Raw genomic sequence first — 25,039 nt, 5'->3', positions numbered from 1 at the left:
TTGGTACAGCAATTGCTATGATTATCGGTATTTGTGTAGGGTCTGGAATATTTTTCAAAGTTGGAAATATTTTAGCTTTTACTGGTGGAAACATATTTTTAGGTGTATTGGTATTTATTATTGGAGCTCTTTGTATTATTTTTGGAAGTTTATCACTCACAAACCTAGCACAGCGTACTACTAAAAATGGTGGAATGGTTGCCTATTTTGAAGAATTTTTTTCAGAGTCTACAGCAAGTGCCTTTGGTTGGTATCAGACATTTCTATATTTTCCTACCATTGGTGTCGTGGTATCATGGGCAGCTGGAACTTACACTACTATGCTACTAAATTTACCTCAAACGATGACTTATCAAATGGGGATTGGTTTTGGATATATGTTATTTTTTTATTGCTTGAATATCTTATCAAGTCAATTTGCTGGGTGGTTTCAAATTATTTCCACGATTACTAAATTAATTCCTTTACTTGGTATTGGGCTTATCGCATTATTTTGGTCAAAAGAAACACCTGTCGTTCCACCAACTGTTCCATTAGTTGAACCAACAAACGTTGGTCTTGGGTGGTTAGCAGCACTTGCTCCTATGGCTTTTTCGTATGATGGATGGCCTATTGCTTTATCCATTTCACATGAAGTCAAAGGTGGTAGTCAAACGATGAAAAAAGCCTTATGTTTTGGTCCAATCATCGTCCTAGTTGTTTATCTATCCTATTTTCTAGGTCTCACACATATTCTAGGTCCCGAATACATCTTATCTATGGGTGAAGGGGCTGTTATGAAAATTGGTGACATGCTATTTGGAAATATTGGTCAAAAAATTATTTTATTATTCATCCTTGTAGCATTATTTGGGGTAATAAATGGGGTTACTTTGGGACATATCCGCATGCCTTATGCTTTAGCAACAAAAAATATGTTACCAAATAGTCAAAAAATAGTAGATAATTATCATCAAAAAAAATTAGGTAGTCAATCTGCTATTATTGCCTTATTGACCTCTTGCGGTTGGTTTATTATTCACTATCTCACACAATACTTCCAGTTAATGGGATTAGGTGATATTGGTGAAATTGCGATTGTATTTGGTTATATGTGGTACATCGCGCTTTATTTTAAAGTCATTCAACTTTATTTAGACAAAAACATTAAAGAAACCTTTACAGGACTTATTTCACCTATTTTAGCAATACTTGGGGGATTAATTATTTTATTTGGTGGATTTTATGACAATCCAGTCTTTGAATTTATCTCTTTTGGAATTTGCTTTTTATTTTGTTTATTTGGTTATATCACCTTTAGAAAAAATCAATCCAATAATATGATAAAACAGTAAAAAAGAAACGATTTTTTTCGTTTCTTTTTTTATACCCTCTTTTTATTTCTCAATCAAAATGTTATGATATATCATATAAAAATAAAATAAAAATGATATATCAAAGGAGAGTTTAAATGTTACTTTCAAACATCGATACACGTCATGGGACAGCTAATCAACATAGCTACTCTAATGGGAATACCTTACCTTATACCGGTGTGCCATTTGCAATGAATTACTTCTGCCCGCAAACCACACATCAAAAAGGGAGTTGGTGGTTTCATCCAAGAGATCATACTTTTCAAGGCATTCGTTTAACCCATCAACCAAGTCCGTGGATGGGGGACTTTTCTCATTTATTACTTTCACCTGTGTCAGGAGCAATAAATTCCACTGATTTATTTTTTAACCAAGGATCTTATCGACCTGAAGAGGCAACTTTTCAACCACATTACTTATCGATTTATTCTGAAAGGCATCGTATCTTAACAGAATTGACAGCGCATACTTATGGTGCACATATAAGATTTACCTTTAACCGAAAAGACATGACAGCCGGCATTCTTTTTACCGCTCCTGGTATTAAATCACTCACCATTAAAAACAATCATTTAACTGGCTATATTTGTAATATGGCTGGTTGTGAAGATAAAAAGTTAAAAATGTATATCGACCTTTCTTTTTCTACAAACATTGAGTCTTTAAAATACCAAGAAAATAATCACATGATTGATTTAGGGCCTCACTACAAAGGAGAGGAAGAAACACTTTATCTGTCATTTGACAAATTAGCTTCTGATGGAACGCTTGATTTACAACTTGCGACATCATTTATTAGTCAAGAACAAGCGACACTCAATCTAGAACGTGAATTACCTCATACTTTTGAGGAACATAAAAATCTAGCTGCAGATAAATGGCTAAATTATCTCAATCGAATTGAAGTGAGCGACAAAAGTAAGGAGAAAATTTCACTATTTTATCAAATGATGTACCGTTGTTTTTTATTCCCACAAACGTGGTACGAATTAGACAAAGACAACCAACCAATTCACTATGACACGTTAAGTAAAACCATTAAATCAGGTTATTATTATACTAATAATGGTTTTTGGGATACTTGTCGTTCGCTTTTCCCTCTGTATTCACTTATCGCAACAGAAGAATATGAAAAAATGCTGGCAGGTTTCTATAACGCGTATAAAAATAGTGGCTATTTACCCAAATGGCTCTCTCCTGATGAAAGAGGTTTAATGCCTGGCACATTGATTGATGCTGTCATCGCTGACGCTGCAGTAAAACATATTGCGACAGATAAGATGCCTGATTTCCTTAAAGCCATGTTAAAAAGTGCCACAACCGTTAGTGGAAAGGATAATTATGGTCGATCTGGCACACTTGATTATCTAACTTATGGTTATGTACCAAATCACTATCACGAAAGTGTCAACCACACTCAAGATTATGCTTATAGTGATTTTTGTATTTCACAAGTGGCTGAGTTGTTAGATGATAAAGACTTGGCAAAAAAATATGCTACGCAATCACTTAATTATCGAAACTTAATTGACTTTGACTATGGTGTCTTACGTTCAAAAGATAAAAATGGACAGCCAAGAACACCTTTTAACCCTTACGCTTGGGGACGTGACTATGCTGAAGGAAGTGCCTACCAAAATAGTTTTGCTGCATTTCATGATTTTAGCGGTCTGATTCAATCTCTTGGTGGAAAGGAACGTTTCAAAGAAATCATCACGGATTTGTGCAATACTTACCCTATTTTTGATGTTGATGGCTACGGGTTTGAAATTCATGAAATGAGTGAGATGGCAGCCATTGACTTTGGACAAATTGCCATTTCTAACCAACCTAGTTTCCATCTGCCATTTTTATTTAACTATATTGGAGAACTATCAACTACCCAACACATTGTAAAAGAATTACTATCAAAAGCCTTTAAATTAGGATTTGATGGCTATCCAGGTGATGAAGATAACGGTAGCATGAGTGCTTGGTTTGTCTTGAATAGTTTAGGGTTTTATCCTGTGACTCCAGGCAGTGGCGAATATGTCATAGGTATTCCTTTTGTTGATAAAGCAGTGATTCATTTATCAAATGGCAATGACTTAACCATTCAGTCAAACAATAACGTCCCACAATATCACTATTCCAAAAATATTTTGAGAAATAATCAACACTACAACCAGCTCTTCTTTACCCATGATGATTTAATGACAGGTGGAAACATAGAATTTGACTTATGCTTAGTTCCACCAATCAAACACTACACAGAAACTGATTTACCTTTCTCATTAACATAAAAAATCTAGCGGAACTATTCTCCGCTAGATTTTTTTAGATAAGTTTCATAATAAATAATCGGTATCTGACTTCCCACACGATGTTTTTTAGTCATTAACTCCTGATACAGAGTATGTGCTTTTTTATCATTTTTTGATATCATGGCTTGCCATAACTGGTCTTCTAACATCACTCTTTCAAACCAAGGCGTAATCTCTGTCAAAAAGTTATGATTATTCATTTTTTTCAGTGTTTCAACCGCTTGACTTAATTCTTTCAAAATATCTGTCAAGGAATCAATATCTTGTTGCTTTACTAACTGCTGCCACTCTACTGATATGCTTGGTTCAAGATGTCTATTGGTAAAATGTTTTGATAAAATATCTAATGCTCGACCATTCTCTTTTGTTTGACCATACTCCTGTAATACTTGATGCCACATCGCTAAATCATTTGCTCGATCTGTTTGCCACATATATTTTGCACTATGTCCAACTGTTATTTTAGAGAGTTCCCACTGGGCCATTGGATTGAGTACAATTCCTAATACATTATACTGATTACCTGATAACTGTTTACTTCGATTACTATACTGACTTAAAAAAATTAATTCATTGTCTTGTTCAAAATCATTAACCGGTACATTATCCCAAATAATCATCTGACGTTGATAAATATCAGACATTTTTTTTATATCTTCAGTCGTAATATGTCGAGATAGTGTTGTTGGTCCTGTCCAAAATAGTGGAATATCTTGATGTAACAATCTTGTCAATTCTTCTAAATAAGGAGAATCATAGTGATTATCATATTCTGTTGGACACGCAACAAATTTAACATAAGGGATCTCTTCTACTAAGTAATCATAAACAACGTTCATCAAATACGCATGCGCTTGAGCACTTGTTTTAAATTTTTTCTTCACATCATCACTTAATTCATAAGCAATATCATCCATTAATAACCCAAAATGTGTCACACCTAATTGCACCATTTGTTTCAATTTATGTTTTAACACGGATAAATCTGTGTTATCTAAATAATTCAAGTCATTTCCTGGGCTTATCATATACCAAAAGTCAATGTGATGAGCTGTTGATAGATTTAATAACTCTCTAAACTCATCTAGTTTCTCTTTGGGATATAACTCTCGCCAAAGTTTTCGCTGATACTCATCATCTTTGGGGGCATACATATAAGTGTTCATTCTCTTTGAAGATAAAAAAACAAGACAATCTTTTCTCATCTCATGCGTCCATGGAACACCATAAAACCCTTCGATTATTCCTCTCACTTCAAATGACGGAGTATGTGTCACTTTTACTATCGGTAGAAATAACTGGCTTTTATTTTTAACAATCAATCTTTGTAATAATTCGATAGCAAAACGGCAGCCATTCATCGTGCGACTGTCAATCAAAATCATCTTATCTTCCTTGATAGATAACATAAAGCCATCATTTGATAGGTTTCTGTTAAATCGATGCTTGACTTGAAATTCTCCGTGTTCTTTCTCCCATAAAATAAATGGATGAGCTAAATTGAACTGGTCAAAACAATTATCTAAACTTTCAAATCGAAAAAACGTTCCCGAAAAAGTCATTGATATATTTTTATCTTCTACTACATGATATTGTTTTGTAAACACCACATCATCATATTCAGCAAATACTTTCAACGTTTGGTCTATCATCATATGGTCATCTCTTTTCTACTATTCTTTTATGTACTTTGTCTTGGAATAATGGAAACAGGAATCACATTAACTAATGAGTCAACTGGTTCTTTATTTAACTGTTTAAGTAATAGCTCTCCAGCGACTTCCCCCATACGATAGAAATCTTGTGCAATAGTTGTCAAAGGTGGATCAACTAATTGTGTGGCTTGAATATTATCAAACCCAATAATACCAATTTCGTCTCCAATATCCATGCCTTGTTGTTTTAAATACGTCATTAATCTAATAGCAACAATATCATTTTCACAGACTAAACCAACAGATTCTTTTTTGTTATGACAAATAACGTCGTAGACTGACTCAAAGAGCTGGTCCATAGTTTGTAAAGGGGTTTTCACAATATGTTGAGGTGTCAAAGAAGCCTCATAAACTGCTGATAAATAGCCCATGTAACGATCACGAACAGACGAACTTTCTGTTAGACCTGTCCCACTAACAAAAATAACCTCATCATAGCCTTTACTGATTAACTCTTTTGATGCAAGAGAACCACCAGATTCATTATCTGCCACAACGCAAGGGTAATGAATTTTTTCGATTTGTTTATCTAATAAAACGACTGGTATATTTTGCATATGACATTGATATAAAAAATCAATGCTTTCTTGCATATTAATTGGGTAATAAATCACTCCCGCATAATCACTTGATAAATACAGAGCATCCTCAGTCTGCAACCAATCATGAGATTGCATGTGTAAACGATAATCTGATGTATTTAGTGAGGCAAGTATTCCTTCTGCGTAATTTCCTAATCCTTCATTTTGCGCAAAAGGCATGATAAATAGTAAAGTATTCTTTTTTTCTTGTGGCATTGTTTCTTGACGTTGTTTTACAAAGCTTCCTTTTCCACGTACGCGGTAAATTAGTCCTTCTGCTTCAAGTTCCATTAATGCTCGTTTAGACGTAATACGACTAACTTCATATTTTTCAGATAACTCTAACTCAGTTGGTACTTGTGTTTCTTCAAGATACACACCAGTTAGTATATCTTTTTTCAGTTCTTGATATATTTTTTTGTATAATGGCTGTTTTGACATCTTTTCCCACTCCCTACTCCTTATTTTCATTGTACATCATACCATATATATCAAAATAAAAAATATGATGAAGCACTAGACACTCATAATGATATATCATATAATAAGAATTGTAAATAAAAGATATATCATTAGGAGGGCTATTATGGCTTATACTGAAATACCACAATCTGTTCAACATTTTATGAAACAAATGACTCAAAAATGTCATGAAGCAAATCAACCAAAATGGGCAGAAAACTTTAATGCTGGATTTGCTAATACATTGCTAACTACTGTTCGTCGCTATGATGATGGATCAACTTTCCTTTTGACAGGTGATATTCCTGCCATGTGGTTAAGAGATTCAACCGCTCAATTTCGTCCCTACCTAGTTATTGCCAAAAAAGACGAGGATATTCGCGCACTGATTACTGGTCTAGTGAAACGACAATTCAAATACATCAATATGGATCCTTATGCTAATGCTTTTAATGAAACCCCTAACAATAAAGGACATCAAACTGATCATACTGAGATGACACCCTGGATTTGGGAAAGAAAATATGAAATTGACTCATTATGTTACCCAATCCAATTAGCCTATCTTCTATATAAACAAACGGGAGAAACATCTCACTTTAACGAAGATTTTCATGAAGGGGTAAAAAAAATACTCACTGTATGGAAAACGGAACAACATCATAATCACTCTCCTTATCGTTTTGAAAGAGACACAACACGACTAGAAGATACTTTAACTAATGATGGAAAAGGCACACCTGTTGACGATACAGGGATGACATGGTCTGGATTTAGACCAAGTGATGATGCCTGTCAATACGGTTACCTTGTTCCTTCGAATATGTTTGCTGTTGTGGTTCTAGGTTATATTATTGACCTTTATTCCACTCTATTTACAGATAAGACTGTGTTAGAACAAGCAAAGACACTTCAAAAAGACATTGATTCTGGTATTAAAGAACATGCCATTGTTAAAAATAATGATGGAGAAAATATCTTTGCTTATGAAGTAGATGGAAAAGGACATTATTCTATTATGGATGACTCCAATGTACCGAGCTTAATGGCCGCTCCTTATCTTGGGTATCTAGATAAAAACGATCCACTTTATCTTTCAACAAGAAAAACATTGCTAAGTAAAGAAAATCCTTATTTTTATGAGGGGGAATTTGCTAAAGGGATTGGTAGCTCACACACACCTGAAAATTATGTTTGGCCGATTGCTTTAGCTATAGAAGGTCTAACAACGGATGATAAACAAGAAAAAGAACGAATTTTAAACTTACTCGTTGAATGCGATGGCGGAACACACTTAATGCACGAAGGATTTGACGTCAACAACCCAAATCATTTTACTCGTGAATGGTTTTCTTGGGCTAATATGATGTTTTGCGAGCTTGTTATGGATTACTTTGATATCACCATTGATGCACATTATAACTAAACAAGGGAGATTCTGACATGAAAAATAAAAAAGTTTATATCATATCTCATAGTCACTGGGATAGAGAATGGTACTTACCTTATGAGCAACATCATATGAGATTGATTCGTTTGATGGATGATTTATTAGAGATTTTTGAAACCAATCCAGATTTCAATAGTTTTCACTTGGATGGCCAAACAATTATTTTAGACGACTACCTACAAGTTCGACCTGAAAAAAAAGAAGCCGTTGAACGCGCCATTAAAAACGGCAAATTACGCATTGGACCATTTTATATTTTACAAGATGATTTCCTTATTAGTAGTGAAGCCAACACTCGCAATACACTGATTGGTCTAGAAGAAAGTAAGAAATGGGGCAATCCTGTCATGTTGGGTTACTTCCCTGATACCTTTGGAAACATGGGACAAACCCCTCAAATGATGAAAGAAGCAGGGATTAAAGCAGCAGCCTTTGGACGTGGTGTCAAACCAACTGGATTTAATAATGCTGTTATCAATGACGAAAAATATGCTTCTCAATTTTCTGAAATGTGGTGGGAAGGACCAGACAGCACTAAAATATTTGGCTTATTATTTGCCAACTGGTACAGTAACGGCAATGAAATTCCAACAACGAAAAAAGAAGCAATTGAATTTTGGGAGAAAAAATTGGCAGACGCTAACCAATATGCTTCGACGGATCATCTTTTAATGATGAATGGTGTGGATCATCAACCCGTTCAAAAAGATGTTACACAAGCCATCGCTTTAGCTAATGAACTCTATCCAGATATTGAGTTTATTCATAGTAATTTTGATGATTATTTAGCTGCTGTCATGTCTGATTTACCTGATAACTTGAGTACCGTTACTGGGGAATTAACGTCTCAAGAAACAGATGGCTGGTACACATTAGCCAACACAGCTTCTGCTAGAATTTATATCAAACAAAAAAATACTGAAGTCCAACGACAATTAGAAAATGTCACAGAGCCATTGGCAACTATGGCCTATGACATGACAAAATCTTATCCACATGATGAGCTTCGTTATGCTTGGAAAACCTTAATGCAAAATCACCCACACGATAGTATTTGTGGATGCAGTGTGGATGAGGTTCATCGTGAAATGATGGCACGTTTTGATAAAGCATTAGAAGTTGGCAAATACTTAGTAGATGAAGCTACTTTGGCTTTAACAAGCAATATTGACACAAGTAACTTACCAACAAATAGTAAACCGTTTGTTGTTTTTAATACAGCTGGTGTCGAAAAAAATGAAGTCATTGAAACAACAATTGAATGGATGCGTCGCCCATTTTCTGAAGGGAAGCCGAATGAATTATATGATGAATTAAAACAAATAGCCGAAACATTAAATGAATTTCATGTAGTAGATAGTGATGGAACTATTATTCCAAGTGAATTAGTAACTGTGGATGTCGCTTTTGACTATGATTTACCAACTGATCGTTTTAGAATCCCTTATATGGCAATTTTTGTAACAATCAGATTATCTCTTGAGTCATTCAATGAAATCAGTTGGCAATCGTTTGGCTTAGTCGAAGGTAAATCTCAAACTAGCGATAAGACTTTGTTTGATAAAAACACTCAAACAATTGAAAATGATTATGTTAAAGTGGCTATACAAAATAATGGACTGATTGATATAACCAATAAAGAAACCAATATCACTTACCCAAGTGGATTAATATTTGAAAATGTAGGAGATGTTGGAAATGAATATATTTTTAAACAACCGGAAAATGATATTCCTCTATACGCACATGATTTTCCTACGACAATTAACGTCATAACAGATACACCATTAGTATGTGAAGTGTTGATTGAACAGCAAATGATGATTCCACTTTCAGCGGAAGACTTATTACAAGAGGAAATGAAAGCTGTCATTGAAATGCGGGATAGACAAGCACAACGCAGCAAAGATTTAGGCACACTTACTCTTAAAACAACTTTAAGGGTAGAAAAAAATAATCGCCAAATTAAATGTCACACTGAATTTGATAATCAAATGCGAGATCATCGTTTACGTGTTCTTTTCCCAACTGGTTTAGCAACAGAAACTCATGTTGCCGAAAGTATTTTTGAAGTAGTTGAAAGACCAAATACTGTGCAAAATAAACATTGGGAGAACCCAACAAATCCACAACATCAACACTCGTTTGTAGCGTTAAGAGATGGAAAAAATGGTATCACCATATCAAATTACGGTTTAAATGAGTATGAAATTCTAACTAACAATACTATTGCTGTGACATTGCTACGTGCTGTTGGTGAATTAGGTGATTGGGGGTATTTCCCAACGCCAGAAGCTCAGTGTATTGGCAAACAATCGGTTGATTTTGCCATAGAAGTAACAACTGAAAACACATTATTTGATTCTTACAAACGTGCTCAAAGTTTCCAAATCCCAACAACAGTCAAACAAACAACACATCACACAGGCGTGTTAGCTACTAATTATCAATTCTTATCCATTGATGGTAAACAATTTGCATTGACTGCTCTTAAAAGACAAGAGTTTGGAGAAGATATTATTACAAGAGGATTTAACTTATCCAATCAAACCTCTTCTACTCTTAACCTAGAAATAAATGAGTACACGCCGTTTGAAGCCAATATGATTGAAGAATTTAAAGAAAACACATCGGTATCTACTACCATTGAGCCAGCTAAAATCCAAACATTACGTTGGAAAAAGAAATAAAAAATAACACTCTATTTAGTCAGATGATTAAATAGAGTGTTTTTCGTTATTTCATTAATCCTTCATGAATGGTATCTAAATTCCATTTCAACATATCATAATAAGTATCTCCTGTTTCACCTTTTTTCGCTAATGAATCAGTAAATATTGTATCGTAAATTGGAATCCCAGTTTCTCGTGAGACAGTCTCCATACTGCGAGCATCTACACTTTGTTCAACGAATAGATTGGGTACTTTTGTTTGTTTAATTTTATCAATGATTTGACTCATTTGATCAGGTGTCCCTTGATTTTCTGTGTTGATTTCCCAAATATATGCTGCATTTACCCCGTAAGCTTTTGAGAAATATTTAAATGCGCCCTCACTGGTTACAAGTAGATTTTTATCTTTTGGAATATCGGCAAATCGACTGGTATTTTCATTATGTAAGGCTTCTAGTTTTTCTGTATAAGCTTTGGCATTTTTTTCATAATCTTCTTTATGTTTTGCATCTTTCTCAACTAGAACATCTTTAATATTGTTAACATACATAATCCCATTTTTTAATGATAACCAAGCATGAGGATCTTGCTCACTTTCTTGGCCTTCACTTGTTAAATACATTGGCTCAACATTTTTACTTACAACAAAGTAATCTTCATTTTCTTTTTTCTTACTTGTTTGCATTAATTTTAAGAACCAACCATTGCCACCAGTCTCAAGATTCAACCCATTATAAAAAATCACATCAGCATCAGTTGATTTGGAAATATCTTCTGGAAGTGGTTCATACTCATGAGGGTCTGTTCCCCGAGACACAATACTGTGAACATCAACATGTTCCCCACCAACATTTTCAACCATATCTGCAATAATCGAATTGGTTGCAACAACTTTTAATTTATTGTTATCTACATTTTTTTCTGTAGAGGCACTTCCTGTTGAACAGCCGGCTAAAAAGAACACCATTAACCCTGCTATAAGACTTGATAAAATAAGACTAGACTTCTTCAATGACAACTTCCTCTTTTCTTTTAATAATAAATCCTTGTTTTGGTGAAAATATAAACGCAATGATAAAAAATACAACAGTCGTTAGAACAATAGTTGCTCCTGAAGCTAAGTTATAGGAATAGCTAAAGAATAATCCAATCACTGCACTAACTGCTCCTAAACTACTTGCAATAACAATCATAGTTGATAGTTTATCCGTTAACAGATAAGCTGTAGCAGCAGGTGTCACAAGCATGGCAACTACTAAAATAGTGCCGACTGTTTGAAGCGATGATACAGCGACAAGTGTTAGGAAAAACATGAGTGCATAATGAATCACTTGGACTTTTAATCCATAGGCTTGTGCCATCACTGGATCAAATGAGCTGACTAGTAATTCTTTATAAAATAAAACCACAAATAAAATGACCGCAACTGCAACAGCTAACGTTGTATACATATCACTTGGTCTAACTGCTAAAACATTTCCAAATAAAATATGATATAAATCGGTCGAGCTTTCGGCAAATGAGATTAAAATAATCCCTAAAGCAAAAAATGAACTAAAGACAATCCCGATAGCTGTATCGTTTTTTAATTTACTTTTTTGTGTCACAAAACCAATCAATCCTGCTGCCATTATCCCAAATATGGATGCTCCTATCATGTAGCTACCACCAAGCATGTAAGAAACTGCTACACCAGGTAATACCGCATGAGAAATGGCATCTCCCATTAATGACATCCCTCTTAAAATAATAAAACTACCAATCACTCCAGACACAATCCCCACTATGACTGAGGTTATTAATGCATTTTGTAGAAAATCATATTTAATTAATCCTTCAATAAAATGTTGTATCATTAATCATTCACTCCCTTAATCACGATTTCTCCCATTGTTTCTCCGTATGCTTTTTGAATAGTAGATGTCGTAAATGTTGTGGATACTGGTCCACTTGCAATAAGTTTTTTATTTAGAATAATTAAATTATCAAAGTATTCTTTAGTTTTATGTAAATCATGATGAACGATAACAATGGTTTTCCCTTCATCTCTCAATTCTTGCAATAGTTCAACAATTAATTTTTCACTTACCATGTCAATCCCTACAAATGGTTCATCTAAAAAGATAATATCCGCATCTTGTGCTAAAGCTCTCGCAATAAATACTCGTTGTAATTGTCCCCCAGATAAATTACCGATTTGTCGTTTAGAAAAATTTTCCATTTTGACTTTTTCAAGAGACTCTTGAACCTTTTGTTTATCTTCTTTTTTTGGTCGACGAAACAACCCTAATTTCGGATAAGTTCCTAACATCACTGTTTCTTCCACTTTAATTGGAAACGTCAAATCAATGGCACTTCGTTGTTCAACATAAGCAATCTGTTTTCTAATCACATCAATGGATTCTCCTGCGATAGATACACTTCCGCTATCTGTTTTAATCAACCCAATCACGCTTTTTAAAAAAGTTGATTTTCCGGCCCCATTAGGACCAATAATTCCAGTGATTTTTCCTGGTTCAATGGATAAACTAATATCTTCCAGTGCTATTTTAGATTGATAAGATACAGATATATGTTTAACGTCTATAGGTTCTTGCACTAATCCCTCATAAGACATGGTTAATACTTCTTCTTGCATTTCTTTCACCTTTTCTATTTTTGGAATAATTTAATATTTTTTTAGGTAAACCTAAACTTAAAATCATTATAGCAAATGAGAATCATTTTCACAACTCAATTGTTTAGAAAAAAAGATAAAAAAAAGAGACGACCATAAAATATAGTCGTCTACTCTAAGTATTTAATTGAACGTACCACTTAAAAAGAAGAAGAAAGCACCAATCATTAAAAAAATAAATCCAATGATATATTGTTTTATCATACTTGTATCTCTAAAAAGAAATAAACGAGTTTTCACCCAAGATTGAGCTAATACTGCAAAAACTAGTCCAATCATCACTGCAACAAAACCTATTAAACGATATGTATCTTGCATAGAGTTCACTCCTTTCTTAACTAATCATTTTAACAATAATTAGAAATAAACTAGATAATACTGCTGTACTATTAAATAGTAAATGGGCAATAATTGGTACCCAAATATTTTTAGTTAGTAAATAAAACACACCAAAAACTAAACCAGCACACGCATAAGGAATTGTTGCGATAAAACTTCCACCAAAATTATAGTAATGAGAAAAACCAAATAACAAACTCGAAACAATCAACATAACAGCTAATAAACCTTTATTTGATTTGTAGACATACATTCCTTCATAACGGTAAGTCACTTCTTCAACAAATGCCACAACTAAATCTAGTAGACCTGCTAGCAATGAAAATAAAAGTCCCAAAGCTGTATCAATACTATAATCATATCCATGAGCTGGATTTTTAGGGATAAACTGATTAAAAAAAGGTCTAGTCACTTGAATGACGACTGACACAATCACTAACGTCAAAATAATAAATAAAATATTCCGCCATTTAGTTTGTTTAAATTCTGTCCATTGATTTGATAACATCACTTTTTTTGTTTTAATCTCTCTAAAAAATAATCCCATAAACCAAATTAAAGGAAATAAAAAGTATACATACCCATTTGTTCCAGCAATCATTCTTGAGACTGTTAGAATTAATAATGTTCCAATAAAAATTAAAGAAACAGATACCAATGATTTTTTCATTGTGTTCTCTCTCATCTTTCATTTCTCCTTTCAAAAAAACAACAAGTAAACCTAATGAATATAGTGTAACTAGGCTTACTTATTATTTCAATCAATTACTATTAGATATAAAATAGATTCTCTGATGAAAAGACTGGGTCACTCGTCACATTCATACCCAATTTTTTAAGCACTTGTTCATCATCTTTGTTTAACATAACTGTTGAGTGAGCTTCCACGCTATCCAAATTAGCTAATTGTTCATAAGCAAGTTGAGCTGTTGGGTTAGTAACAGCACTGATTGATAAAGCTATCAGAACTTCATTCGCATTTAAACCAGTCATCTTATTGCCTAACTCTTCTACCTTCATCTTTTGAATGGTTTCTAAAATAACAGGTGATAGTAACAAAATATCATCAGAAATATTAGCTAAACGTTTAATTGAATTTAAAATCGCGGCAGCTGATGCATCCATTAAATCCGATGTACGTCCTGTGACAATTTCTCCAGTCGGCAATTCAAATGCCATCACAGAAATAGGATTAACTGTTTCTTCCTCTACAGATAATTCTTTCAGTTTATCTGCATATTCTCTAGCAGATAGCACTGGAAGACGATCTTCTTTTTTAAGCTCCATCTCTTCCATAATCAATTGAATACGATTCACGACATCTTCATCAACCATACCACGTTTATAAAAACATTCTGTATCAAAACAACGACGAATAATTTCTTCTTTTGAAGCTTCTTTTACAATCTCATCATCAATGATACCAAAACCAACACGATTAACTCCCATATCAGTTGGTGATTTAAAGACAGATTCCTGATTAGTGATTCGTTCAATAATTCGCTTAATCACTGGGAATGTTTCTAAATCACGATTATAATTAACTGCCACTTCTCCGTATGCTTCAAAATGGAAAGAGTCCATCATATTGACATCTTTTAAATCCACTGTTGCTGCCTCATAAGCAATGTTTAGTGGGTGTTTTAATGGAATATTCCATACAGGGAATGTTTCAAATTTTGAATAACCAGCCACACGTCCTAAACGGTTTTCATGATAAATTTGGCTAAGACTAGTTGCTAATTTACCACTACCAGCTCCTGGTGCCGTAATAACAACAATTGGTTTAGTTGTTGGAATATAAGGATTTTTACCAAACCCTTCATCACTCACAATTTGGTCAATGTTATAAGGATAGCCTTCAATTGCTTCATGTGTATACACTTTGATATTTCGTTTTTCTAATTTGTTAATAAAAATTTTCGTAGAGGGTTGACCACTGTAACGTGTGATTAGCACACTATTGACGGATAGACCATATTCATTAAATTCATCAATTGATTTTAAAATATCCATATCATATGTAATATTATAATCGCCACGAATTTTATTACGTTCAATATCTCCTGCGTATACGCAAATAATCACTTCAGCTTTGTCTTTTAATTTTTGTAAAATTTTGATTTTAGAGTCTTCATCAAAACCTGGTAACACACGTTTTGCGTGTTTATCTCCAATTAATTTTCCACCAAACTCTAAATATAATTTATCATAATTATTTACACGTTCTAAAATAAATTTTGATTGCTCTTCAATGTATTTCTGAGAATCAAATCCTAGCTTTTTCATGGTTTTCCTCCTTAAAAGTTAGGATAAATGGTAAAAACTGTGACCAACAATGTTTAACATCTAGCATAACTTTTCTCCTGTTTTCTTAGCATATCTTGTGCCGTTTATCTAAATCATAACAAAGAATAAATTTTTACTATTCTTTAGTACAATGTTAATCCTACTGCTCTTTTAATAATTTATCCCTAAACTAATCATTAATATAACACATACATTATCATACTCATTTTTTATAATCTAAGTATATCATGATACTGTGTATTTTTTGTTGACAATTTAGTTATTTAAACTAGCTCTGATAAATCCGTTAAATAGCGGATGACTTCTATTTGGACGTGATTTGAATTCGGGATGAAATTGACTTGCAACAAAGAAATCATTTTCTGGAATTTCAACAATTTCAACTAAACGATTGTCTGGTGAAACGCCTGAGAAAACCATTCCTGCTTCTTCAAATGATTCACGAAATGCGTTATTAAATTCATAACGATGACGATGACGTTCACTGATTAACTCTTCCCCATTATACAATTCACGCGTTTTAGTATCTGGTTTCAATTCACATGGATAGGCCCCTAATCGTAGTGTGCCACCCATATCTTCTATTCCTTCTTGATCTAACATTAAATCAATAATGTTATACGGTGTTCCTGGTGCTGTTTCTTTTGAGTCTGCTCCTTCAAGCATTAAAACATTTCTAGCAAACTCAACGCAGGCCATTTGCATTCCCAAACAAATACCTAAGAAGGGAATATTATGTTCTCTGGCATAGCGAATCGCTTCAATTTTCCCTTCAATCCCTCTATCACCAAAACCTCCAGGTACAAGAACGCCGTCTACTGTTGATAAATAATCAGAAACATTTTCTGCTGTAACATTTTCTGATTGAATCCACTCTATTTCAATGTTTGTATCATATTTATATCCTGCGTGTTTTAGTGCTTCCACAACTGATAAATAAGCATCAGGTAACTCAACATATTTACCAACTAATGCAATACGCGTTTTGTGTTTTAAATTTAATACATGTGTAGCCATTTTTTTCCATTCAGTTAACTCAGCTTGAGGTGTTTCCAATCCTAAATGGGTACATACAATCTCATCTAATCCTTGAGCTTCTAAATTCAACGGAATTTCATATAATGTATTCACATCTCTTGATTCAATGACTGCTTCTTCTGGCACATCACAAAATTGAGCTAATTTTTGTTTCATTTCTTGTGGCACTTCTTCTTCTGTTCTAACAACCAAAATATCTGGTTGTATACCTAAACTACGTAGTTCTTTCACACTATGTTGCGTTGGTTTAGTTTTCATTTCCCCTGCAGCTTTTAAATAAGGGATCAATGTTGTATGTATATACAACACATTATCTTTTCCAACATCTGCTTTCATTTGTCTCAATGCTTCTAAAAATGGTAAAGACTCAATATCCCCAACTGTTCCACCGACTTCAGTGATAATCACATCTGCTTCATTTGTATCCGCTGCTGCCATCATTTTTTCTTTGATTTCGTTGGTAATATGTGGAATCACTTGGACTGTTGCACCAAGGTATTCTCCTTTTCTTTCTTTTCTGATTACCTCAGAATAAACTTTACCTGTAGTCACATTTGAGTGTTGATTTAAATTAATATCTATAAATCGCTCATAATGACCTAAATCTAAGTCTGTTTCTGCCCCATCTTCAGTGACGAATACTTCACCATGTTGGTAAGGACTCATTGTTCCAGGATCAATGTTAATATAAGGATCAAATTTTTGAATTGTGACATTCAATCCGCGATTTTTCAATAATCGACCTAACGATGCTGCTACAATTCCTTTTCCAATTGAAGATACCACTCCACCTGTTACAAAAATGTACTTTGTCATAACATTCGCCTCTTTTCATATATTTCTTGGGGAAGATACTTTTATAAAAAACAAAGAAAAGCCCCCTATTCGCATGAATAAGGGAGCTTTAATTTAAGTCTATCTGCCTCTATCTTTCAAGAGTGCCCAAAAAGTATGATACAAGGGTTTTGGTGTTTCGTCAAGAATTTAATTGTGAAATTCATATAATTTTCATATCTTTCCCAACTTTTTCATAACAATCACTATCTAAATTAATACCTTCTTTCTATGAATAGGTGTTGTTCTATTTCTAACATATTAATTATAATATGATAGTCACAAATACAACGGATTTCACATAATACTCTTAAAAAATCAATGGGTAATAACCAAACAAACTCTTTAGTTTTTTTAGTTCTTCTATCTGTGATATAAAAATTATGATGAGTTATCATTGTCTTTTTACTATTTTTTTATAAAGTTTTGTAAATAATATAGATAACCCATTCAATACGACACCACACAAAATTCCAATCGCTAAATTCCCTGTGTAGACGATAATCACGACAGTCACTATCATCACAGTACTCTCAATCATCTCCCATGATTTAACTAACTGTAAGCTTTCCCAATTAAACGTATCCCCTGCCACTGTTATCATAATCCCGATCAAAGCTGCTGTGGGAATCACCATCATGAGTGAGTTTAAAACAAAAATAAACAGTAATAGTGTCGTACCTGATACAAACGTCGATAAACGAGTTCGACCACCTGATTTAACGTTTATCACAGCTTGACCAATCATGGCACATCCGCCTTGTCCACCAAACAATCCAGTGATAAAATTAGCCAATCCTTGTGCCTTCACTTCACGTTTACTATCACTTGTTGAATTTGTCATCTCATCCACAATAGGAACTGTTAATAATGTTTCCATTAATCCAATAAACGTTAATGAAATGGCTGTTGGTAAGATTATCCACAATGTTTCTACATTCATTGGTACAAGAGGTAATCCAAACGATACATCAAGTGAAGACATATCACCTAAGTCCCCTACCGTAAAGAAACTTCCTTTAAAAACAAATGATAAAATAGTCATAGCTATAATAATAATAAGTGCTGGTGGTACAACTTTAATCACTCTAGGTAGTAAATAAATGGCTAAAATACTAACGATAACCATCACATAACCTATCATATTTTGCTCAGGTAATTGTTGAACTTGCGCTAAAAAAATAGAAATCGCTAATCCATTAACAAATCCTATCATGACACTTTTAGGAATATATTTCATTAATCTGTGTACATTTAAATAGCCTAAAACAAATTGAAATATACCAGTTAAAATTGTTGCAGCAATCATATAATTTAGTCCATGTGATTGTACCAAACCTGCAATCACAAGTGCCATTGATCCAGCAGCTGCAGACACCATTGCTGGTCTACCACCAGTTAATGTAATGACTAAAAGAGTTGTCGCAGAGGCAAATAACGCTGACACTGGTTGAACGCCTGCAATAATGGCAAACCCTATCACTTCGGGTAAGATTGCCACTGATGACACTAGTCCAGCAAAAATATTTTCACGTGGATTGTCAGTCCACTCATCTTTTTTTATACTAAGTAACACCTTTTTCCCTCCTCTTAATTCTTTCCCATAACAAATTATCTTATCACAGCTTTTTAAATAATACATGTTTAGAATAAAAAAAAAGCATCTCTAAAAGAGATGCTTTATACGTCCGAACAAACAATGCTTTATTTAAAATTACATGTGAATTGGCATACCTAATGCTAATTCTGCTGTGTCCATAACAGCTTCAGATAATGATGGATGTGAATGGATAGTTAAAGCGATATCTTCAGCATTCATTCCAGCTTCAACAGCTAAACCAATTTCTGCAATAATATCACTAGCACTAATACCAGCAACTTGTCCACCAACAATCACGTTGTCTTCTTTTGTTGTAACTAAACGTACAAATCCTTCAGTTTGGTTTAATGATAACGCACGACCATTTCCACCTAATGAGAATTTAGATGCTTTCACGTTTAATCCAGCTTCTTTTGCTTCTTTTTCTGTCATACCAACAGTTGCCAATTCAGGATCTGTAAAGGCTACAGCTGGCATTGCACGATAATCAACTGCTACTGGTTCACCAGCAATGGCTTCTGCAGCAATTTTAGCTTCATAACTTGCTTTATGAGCAAGTGCAGCTCCAGGAACGATGTCACCAATTGCAAAAATACTTTTCACGTTAGTGCGTCCTTGGTTATCAACTTTTACTAATCCGCGATCAGTCATCTCAACACCTAAGATTTCTAAACCTAAATCATCAGTATTTGGACGACGACCTACAGTTACCATAACGTAATCTGCTTCAACTTTTTCTTCTTTACCGTCAACTTCATAAGTTACAGTCACGTTATCGCCATTGTCAACAGCTTCTTTAGCCATTGCTTTTGTTACAACTTTGATACCTTTGTTGTCAAATTCTTTTTCAACAAGTTTAACCATATCTTTTTCAAATGTTGGTAAAATTTGTGGAGAACCTTCTAAAATTGTTACTTCAGCACCTAGGTTAGCGTACGCTCCACCTAATTCAGCACCGATAACGCCACCACCGACGATAACTAATTTTTTAGGAACTTCAGTTAAGCTTAATCCACCAGTTGAATCAATAATACGTCCACCAAATTTAAATCCTTTAATTTCGATTGGACGACTACCAGTTGCAACAATAGCATGATTAAATGAATAAGTTTGCGCATGGTCACCATCGATAACACGTAATGTATTTTCATCAACGAAGAATGCTTCACCACGGATAATTTCAACTTTATTTTTCTTAAGTAAGAATTCAACACCACCAGTTAATTTTGCAACTACTTGGTTGTTTTTCCATTCTTGAGTTTTAGAAAAATCAAGTGATACATTATCAGCAGTTACACCAAAGATAGCTGAATGCATTGCTTCTTGATATTTGTGTCCTGCACTAATTAGTGCTTTTGATGGAATACATCCGACGTTTAAACAAACGCCGCCGATGTATTCTTTTTCAATAATGGCTACTTTTTGGCCCATTTGTGCTGCACGAATTGCGGCAACATATCCACCAGGTCCTGCACCAATTACTACTGTATCTAATTCTAATGCGAAATCTCCTACAACCATTAACTATTCACCTTATCCTTCCATTAATAATAATTCTGGATCAGCTAATAAACGTTTAATATTGTTCATTGCTTTTTGTGCTGTTGCTCCATCAACGATACGGTGGTCAAAGCTTAATGATAATTTCATCATTCTTCCAACAACAATTTCTCCATCTGCATTTACAACAGGTTGTTGTGTAATAGTACCAACACCTAAGATAGCAACTTCTGGGTAGTTAATAACCGGTGTAAACCAGCCACCACCAACAGAACCAATATTACTAATTGTTACAGTACCATCACGCATATCAGCTGCAGTTAATTTACCTTCAATAGCTAAAGCAGCTTTTTCGTTAATTTCATCTGCAATATCAAACATGCTCTTAGTGTTTGCTTGTTTAACGTTTGGTACATATAAACCATGATCAGTATCAGTTGCAATACCAATGTTATAGTAATGTTTGTAAACAATTTCGTTTGTTGCGTCATCAATTGATGCGTTTAATGTTGGGAATTTTTGCATAGTTGCAGTTAATGCTTTAACAACATATGGCAAGAAAGTTAATTTAGTATTTCTTGTTGCTGCAACATCTTTAAATTTCTTACGGTGATCCCATAATTTAGATACTTCAACATCATCATGTAATGTTACATGAGGAGCTGTATGTTTGCTGTTTACCATTGCTTTAGCAATTGCTTTACGTGTTGGAGTCATTTTTTCACGAACTTCAACTTCAGGCATACCAACAAATGGTGCTGCTGGTTTAGCAGTTTCTTTAGCTGGTGCAACAGCAACTTTTTCTTCAGATACAGCAACTTTTTCAGTTGATTGAGCTGCTGGTGCTGAACCAAAGTTATCAATATCAGATTTAACCACACGTCCACCTTTACCTGTTGGTGTTACTAACGTAATATCAACACCTTTAGCACGAGCATATTGACGTACTGATGGCATTGCTAATACACGAGCACTTGGTTTACCTGTTGGTGCACTTGGTGTTTCTGGTGTACTTGCAGTTGGAGCTGCAGCTGCTGGTGTTTCAGTAGCTGGTGCACTTGTTGCAGGAGCATCATTATGTCCTGGTGCATCAATTTCTACTAATACATCACCAACGTTTGCTACTGTTCCTTCAGGTACTAATACGTTAACTACTTTACCTGTTACAGGAGAAGGAATTTCTTCTACTGATTTATCATTTTGTACTTCTAACAATGTATCGTCTTCGTTGATTGTATCTCCAGCAGAAACAAACCATTTTACGATTTCGCCTTCAGCAATACCTTCACCGATATCTGGTAATTTGAATTGGAACACGCCACCTGTGCTAGCTGCAGGAGCACTTGCTGCTGGTGCAGCTGCTTCTTCAGCAGGAGCTACTGTTTCTTCTTCGTCTTCATGTCCTGGTGCGTCGATTTCAACTAACACGTCACCAACGTTTGCTACTGTTCCTTCTGAAACAAGAACTTTTAATACTTTACCTGTTACAGGAGAAGGAATTTCTTCTACTGATTTATCGTTTTGTACTTCTAATAACGTATCATCTTCGTTGATTGTGTCGCCTTCTTTAACAAACAATTTAACGATTTCGCCTTCTGCGATACCTTCACCAATGTCTGGTAATTTAAATTTAAAAGCCATCTGTTATTTTCTCTCCTTCTGTTGTGCATTCAGTTAATTTCAATTAAATTAGAATGAATGAATTTCTCTTACTTTTGCTTCGATATCTGATGCATTTGGTAACCATGCACCTTCTGCTTGACCAAATGGATAAACTGTATCAGGTGCTGACACACGTCCGATTGGTGCTTCTAAAGAAAGAACCGCTCTTTCTGAAATTTCTGAAACAACTTGAGCGCCAACTCCGGCTTGTCTTTGTGCTTCTTGAACAACTACAACACGTCCTGTTTTTTCAACAGAGGCAATAATTGTATCTACATCTAATGGGGCAACTGTTCTTAAGTCAATGATTTCAACAGAGATACCATCTTTTTCTAATGCTTCTGCTGCTTTGATTGCTTCACGAACCATTGCGCCATAAGTAATAACTGAAACATCAGTTCCTTCTCGTGTTACAGCTGCTTTATCTAAAGGAACTGTATAAGCACCTTCTGGAACTTCTTCACGGAATGAACGGTATAATTTCATGTGTTCTAAGAAAACAACTGGATCGTTGTCACGAATAGCTGAAATTAATAATCCTTTTGCATCATATGGATTACTTGGAATAACCACACGTACACCTGGTGATTGAGCGATTAACCCTTCTAAGTTATCCGCATGCATTTCAGGTGTATGAACACCACCACCAAATGGGGCGCGGATTGTAACTGGAATATTACGAGTACCACTCATACGGTAACGAGTACGAGCCATTTGTCCGATAATTTCATCCATTACTTCAAATACGAAACCAAAGAATTGGATTTCTGCAACTGGACGGAAGTTTTCTAAAGCTAAACCGAATGCTAAACCACCGATACCTGACTCAGCTAATGGTGTATCGAATACACGATCCACACCAAATTTTTCTTGTAATCCTTCAGTAGCACGGAATACCCCACCGTTATTACCAACATCTTCACCAAATACTAATACATCTTGATTTGCTTCAAGTTCTACTGCTAAAGCATCTGTGATTGCTTGAATCATTGTTTTTTGTGCCATGATTTAGTTCGACTCCTTTGCTTCAAATGTGTCAATTTGTTCTTGGATTAATTTAGGTGTTACTTCAAACATGTTTTTCAAGAAATCTGAAACTTTTTGTTTTGGTGCTGCATCAGCTGCTTTAATCGCTGTTTTGATTTCTTCTTTAGTTTGTTCAATAATTTGTTCTTCTTTTTCTTCAGACCATAAACCTTTTTCTGTTAAGTAAATTCTGAAACGAGTTAATGGATCTTTTGCATGCCACTCATCTTCAACTTCTTGAGTACGATATCTTGTTGGATCGTCCCCTGATAATGTATGTGGTCCATAACGGAATGTTAATGTCTCAATTAAAACTGGTCCATTTCCTGCTGCTGCCCATTCACGAGCTGCTTTTGTTACTTTATATACTGCTAATGCATCCATACCATCTACTTGAATACTTGGGATACCTGCTGCAATACCTTTTTGAGCTAATGTATTTGCTGCTGTTTGTAATTCACGTGGTGTTGAGATGGCATAGCCATTGTTTTGAATAAAGAATACAGCATTTGCTTTATAAGCTCCTGCAAAGTTAATTCCTTCATAGAAGTCCCCTTGTGAAGAACCGCCATCACCTGTATAAGTAAATGCAACATTTGGTTTATTGCGTTTTTTAAGACCTAAAGCCACACCAGCTGCTTGTACATATTGTGCACCGATAATGATTTGTGGTGGTAAAGCTTTTAAGCTTTCAGCGTATTCACTACCTGCTGCATGTCCTCTTGACCATAAAAATGCGTCTCTAAGTGGTAAACCATGTTGAATTAATTGTGGAACATCACGATATCCTGGTAATAACACATCTTCTTTATCCATAGCAAATTGACTTGCTAATTGACTTGCTTCTTGACCAGCTGTTGGAGCGTAGAATCCTAAACGTCCTTGACGGTTTAATGCAGTTGAACGTTGGTCTAAAACTCTTGCCCATACCATTCTTGTCATTAATTCTACTAATTCGTCATCTGATAAATCAGGTAATAAATCTTTATCAACAACCTTACCATCTTTATCTAACACTTGAATCGTTGGAAAATCTGCGTTAATGTCTTCCATCAATGCTGCAAAATCAAGTGGGTTTACTTTTTTCTTAGCCATATTGTTACACATTCCTCTCTTTTTTACGTAATCATATTGGTTTCTCAAACAGGAAAAAAAACTGTATTACTTTTTTTCAATTTGACAAATTCAATTTAACATGACTTTATTCACATTGCAAGCAATCCGCTCGATTTTTTTATCTTAAAAACCTTATTGAATAACGTTGTGAAAACATAGTGAAAAATATCACTTTAAATCAAATTATATTCTATTTTTTTTTATTCTATGTAAAAAAACAGTAAACTGTATTAGTCTTACCAAAAAACTGTTATATATCAACTTGATTAAGAACGCTATCTTATATACATTCTAACTCTCTTTATTTGCTTTCCAATTCTTTTCGCTATCTAATAAAAAAAGAACTCTTATTAATAAAGAGTTCTTTTTTTACGAAAACATTATTGTTTTTTTATAAAG

General features: G+C 34.4%; 18 protein-coding genes. 4 read left to right on the top strand and 14 right to left on the bottom strand.

Features of this window, described 5'->3' with window-relative positions:
• Nucleotides 1-17 precede the first annotated feature (17 nt).
• Both G314FT_RS05075 and G314FT_RS05070 read left to right on the top strand, forming a co-directional pair.
• Nucleotides 18-1,334 carry an APC family permease gene (locus tag G314FT_RS05075; RefSeq protein WP_257702385.1) on the top strand — a complete coding sequence of 439 codons (1,317 nt, stop codon included), beginning with the start codon at nt 18-20 and terminating at the stop codon, nt 1,332-1,334.
• 116 nt (nt 1,335-1,450) lie between these two features.
• The gene (locus tag G314FT_RS05070) at nt 1,451-3,637 is read left to right on the top strand and encodes a GH92 family glycosyl hydrolase (protein WP_257702384.1); all 2,187 of its coding nucleotides are present in this window, start codon (nt 1,451-1,453) and stop codon (nt 3,635-3,637) included.
• A 14-nt stretch (nt 3,638-3,651) separates the two neighbouring features.
• Here the strand turns inward: G314FT_RS05070 and G314FT_RS05065 are convergent, their stop codons facing one another.
• Both G314FT_RS05065 and G314FT_RS05060 read right to left on the bottom strand, forming a co-directional pair.
• On the bottom strand, nt 3,652-5,313 hold the full coding sequence (locus G314FT_RS05065) for a protein O-GlcNAcase (RefSeq protein ID WP_257702383.1): 1,662 nt from the start codon (nt 5,311-5,313) through the stop codon (nt 3,652-3,654).
• Between the two features lie 26 nt (nt 5,314-5,339).
• Nucleotides 5,340-6,395, bottom strand: a complete 1,056-nt coding sequence (locus G314FT_RS05060; protein WP_257702381.1) for a GntR family transcriptional regulator — start codon at nt 6,393-6,395, stop codon at nt 5,340-5,342.
• Between the two features lie 145 nt (nt 6,396-6,540).
• Between G314FT_RS05060 and G314FT_RS05055 the strand changes: the two genes are divergently transcribed.
• Nucleotides 6,541-7,842: a glycoside hydrolase family 125 protein gene (locus G314FT_RS05055; RefSeq protein WP_257702379.1), complete on the top strand. Its 1,302-nt coding sequence runs from the start codon at nt 6,541-6,543 to the stop codon at nt 7,840-7,842.
• Nucleotides 7,843-7,859: 17 nt separating this feature from the next.
• Complete coding sequence (locus G314FT_RS05050; protein WP_257702377.1) at nt 7,860-10,556, top strand: alpha-mannosidase; 2,697 nt, start codon at nt 7,860-7,862, stop codon at nt 10,554-10,556.
• Nucleotides 10,557-10,602: 46 nt separating this feature from the next.
• Here G314FT_RS05050 and efaA read toward each other — a convergent pair whose 3' ends face one another.
• From efaA to pdhA, 12 genes are all read right to left on the bottom strand, one after another.
• A complete protein-coding gene (gene efaA / locus G314FT_RS05045; RefSeq protein ID WP_279348166.1) occupies nt 10,603-11,550 on the bottom strand; it encodes an Mn/Fe ABC transporter substrate-binding lipoprotein EfaA in 948 nt (315 codons plus the stop codon).
• A complete protein-coding gene (locus G314FT_RS05040; protein ID WP_125957348.1) occupies nt 11,537-12,394 on the bottom strand; it encodes a metal ABC transporter permease in 858 nt (285 codons plus the stop codon). The genes efaA and G314FT_RS05040 overlap by 14 nt, the downstream gene beginning before the upstream one ends.
• Nucleotides 12,394-13,176: a metal ABC transporter ATP-binding protein gene (locus G314FT_RS05035; protein ID WP_257702376.1), complete on the bottom strand. Its 783-nt coding sequence runs from the start codon at nt 13,174-13,176 to the stop codon at nt 12,394-12,396. Before G314FT_RS05035 ends, G314FT_RS05040 begins: the two co-directional genes overlap by 1 nt.
• 162 nt (nt 13,177-13,338) lie before the next feature.
• A complete protein-coding gene (locus G314FT_RS05030; RefSeq protein ID WP_257702374.1) occupies nt 13,339-13,533 on the bottom strand; it encodes a hypothetical protein in 195 nt (64 codons plus the stop codon).
• A gap of 16 nt (nt 13,534-13,549) precedes the next feature.
• Nucleotides 13,550-14,239 carry a CPBP family intramembrane glutamic endopeptidase gene (locus G314FT_RS05025; protein ID WP_257702373.1) on the bottom strand — a complete coding sequence of 230 codons (690 nt, stop codon included), beginning with the start codon at nt 14,237-14,239 and terminating at the stop codon, nt 13,550-13,552.
• A gap of 86 nt (nt 14,240-14,325) precedes the next feature.
• Nucleotides 14,326-15,843: a DUF1846 domain-containing protein gene (locus G314FT_RS05020; protein WP_257702371.1), complete on the bottom strand. Its 1,518-nt coding sequence runs from the start codon at nt 15,841-15,843 to the stop codon at nt 14,326-14,328.
• 276 nt (nt 15,844-16,119) lie between these two features.
• Nucleotides 16,120-17,718, bottom strand: a complete 1,599-nt coding sequence (locus tag G314FT_RS05015) for a CTP synthase (RefSeq protein WP_257702370.1) — start codon at nt 17,716-17,718, stop codon at nt 16,120-16,122.
• Nucleotides 17,719-18,130: 412 nt separating this feature from the next.
• Nucleotides 18,131-19,312, bottom strand: coding sequence for a SulP family inorganic anion transporter (locus G314FT_RS05010; RefSeq protein ID WP_257702369.1), 1,182 nt, complete (start codon nt 19,310-19,312; stop codon nt 18,131-18,133).
• Between the two features lie 138 nt (nt 19,313-19,450).
• The gene (lpdA, locus tag G314FT_RS05005) at nt 19,451-20,857 is read right to left on the bottom strand and encodes a dihydrolipoyl dehydrogenase (RefSeq protein WP_257702367.1); all 1,407 of its coding nucleotides are present in this window, start codon (nt 20,855-20,857) and stop codon (nt 19,451-19,453) included.
• Between the two features lie 12 nt (nt 20,858-20,869).
• Nucleotides 20,870-22,477: a dihydrolipoyllysine-residue acetyltransferase gene (locus G314FT_RS05000; protein ID WP_257702366.1), complete on the bottom strand. Its 1,608-nt coding sequence runs from the start codon at nt 22,475-22,477 to the stop codon at nt 20,870-20,872.
• Nucleotides 22,478-22,525: 48 nt separating this feature from the next.
• Entirely contained in the window at nt 22,526-23,503 is a 978-nt protein-coding gene (locus G314FT_RS04995) for an alpha-ketoacid dehydrogenase subunit beta (protein ID WP_125957333.1), read from the bottom strand.
• A 3-nt stretch (nt 23,504-23,506) separates the two neighbouring features.
• The gene (gene pdhA, locus G314FT_RS04990; protein WP_257702364.1) at nt 23,507-24,619 is read right to left on the bottom strand and encodes a pyruvate dehydrogenase (acetyl-transferring) E1 component subunit alpha; all 1,113 of its coding nucleotides are present in this window, start codon (nt 24,617-24,619) and stop codon (nt 23,507-23,509) included.
• Nucleotides 24,620-25,039: the final 420 nt, after the last annotated feature.

It is taken from the genome of Vagococcus luciliae (genome assembly GCF_024637875.1).
GTDB lineage: Bacteria > Bacillota > Bacilli > Lactobacillales > Vagococcaceae > Vagococcus > Vagococcus luciliae.
The sequence above is the reverse complement of the archived record's forward strand: the minus strand, read 5'-3'. Positions and strand labels throughout refer to the sequence as shown.